At 55.9% G+C, this 1,627-nt stretch carries 3 protein-coding genes; all 3 read left to right on the top strand.

The window, feature by feature from the left end; translation table 11 throughout:
- Positions 1-471 (top strand): transporter substrate-binding domain-containing protein (locus tag BUB54_RS19720; RefSeq protein ID WP_139285029.1); only part of this gene is annotated, 471 nt, incomplete at its 5' end.
- 62 nt (positions 472-533) lie between these two features.
- Complete coding sequence (locus BUB54_RS19715; protein WP_048880712.1) at positions 534-1,244, top strand: ABC transporter permease; 711 nt, start codon at positions 534-536, stop codon at positions 1,242-1,244.
- Positions 1,241-1,627, top strand: a 387-nt coding sequence (locus BUB54_RS19710; protein WP_139285028.1) for an ABC transporter permease subunit, incomplete at its 3' end; no start/stop codon positions are given. The genes BUB54_RS19715 and BUB54_RS19710, both read left to right, overlap by 4 nt.

Below are 1,627 nucleotides of genomic sequence, written 5' to 3'. Positions count from 1 at the left end.
CCGACCAGCCTCATCGTCAAAAAAGGTTCGGGCCTGAAGCCAACCGCCGAGAGCCTGAAGGGCAAAACCGTGGGCGTTGAGGCCGGCACCATCCAGGAGAGCTATGCCAAGACCTATTGGCAGCCGAAGGGCGTAAATGTGGTGTCTTACCAAAACCAGAACCAGGTTTATGCCGACCTGCTCTCCGGCCGTCTGGATGCCTCCTTGCAGGATTCCGTTGAAGCTGATTACGGTTTCCTGAAGACCCCGAAGGGCGCCGGCTACGAAATTGGCGGCAATGCCACTTACGATCCGAAAGACGTTCTGGGCTCCTACATCGCCATCGGCGTGCGTAAGGACGAGCCCGAACTGCTGAAGAAGATCGACTGGGCGATCAAGGAAATCCACGCCAACGGCACATACGACAAGCTGCAGGCAAAGTATTTCAACTTCAGCATCTACAATGCTGAGGCCGCCAAACAGGCGCCCTGATCACCTGACAATCCGGCCCTGACGGTCTCCCGGCAGGGCCGGTTTCAAAACAGGCAGACTATATGTTCAATCTTGCGGGCTATGGGCCGCAGCTCCTCGCCGGTTCGGTTACGACGGTGGAACTGTCCGTCCTTTCTCTTGTTGTTTCCTTTGTCCTTGGGCTAATCGGCGCGTCCGCGAAACTTTCCAAAAACCGCATCGCGCGTGCCCTGGCGACTGTTTACACAACCTTGATTCGCGGCGTCCCAGATCTGGTTCTGATGCTGCTGATCTATTATTCATTGCAGATCTGGATTAACGATTTCACGGACTGGTTGAACAGCCTGCAAGGTCACTTCACCTTCGGTTACAACCTTGATCCGTTCACCAGTGGCGTTATCACGCTCGGCTTTATTTACGGGGCCTATTTCGCGGAGACCTTCCGCGGCGCCTTCCTCGCTGTGCCAACAGGCCAGATGGAAGCCGCACGCGCCTTTGGCATGAAACCGTTTCTGGCCTTCCGCCGCATTATGTTTCCACAAATGATGCGTTACGCTTTGCCGGGACTCGGCAATAACTGGCAGGTGATTTTAAAAGCCACCGCGCTGGTTTCAATCATCGGCCTGTCCGATGTGGTGAAGGCCGCGCAAGCAGCGGGCGATGCCACCTTCCGCAACTTCTTCTTCATTCTCGTCGCCGGGCTGGTTTATCTGGTGCTGACCATCATCTCCAATGGCGTGCTGTTCTTCCTGGAACGCAAATACATGATCGGCGTCAGGAAGGCGGTGCTATGATTTACATTATCGAACATTACTGGCGCGCGCTGCTGTACTCCGACGGTTATCACATGACCGGCGTGGCGATGACACTGTGGCTGCTGGTTATCTCCTGTTCCATCGGCTTTTGCTTGGCCTTGCCGCTGGCCATCGCGCGCAATTCCAAAAACCCGCTGATCTGGGGGCCGGTCTGGCTATATGGCTTCATTTTCCGAGGCACGCCGCTCTATGTTCAGCTTCTGCTGATCTATACAGGCGTCTATGGGCTGCATTTCGTGCGGGAGACCCCGTTCCTCGCGGATTTCTTCCGCTCCGCGATCAACTGTACCCTGCTTTCTTTCGCGCTGAATACCGGCGCCTACACCACGGAAATTTTCTACGGCGCCATCCGTGACACCTCG

The sequence above is a fragment of the Acidocella aminolytica 101 = DSM 11237 genome (genome assembly GCF_900129125.1).
GTDB lineage: Bacteria > Pseudomonadota > Alphaproteobacteria > Acetobacterales > Acetobacteraceae > Acidocella > Acidocella aminolytica.
Note: the sequence above shows the minus strand (reverse complement) of the source record. Positions and strands in the feature narration are given on the sequence as shown.

Coding starts and splice junctions, on each gene's coding strand:
- BUB54_RS19715 (WP_048880712.1), top strand. CDS start 534: ATGTTCAATCTTGCGGGCTATGGGCCGCAGCTCCTCGCCGGTTCGGTT.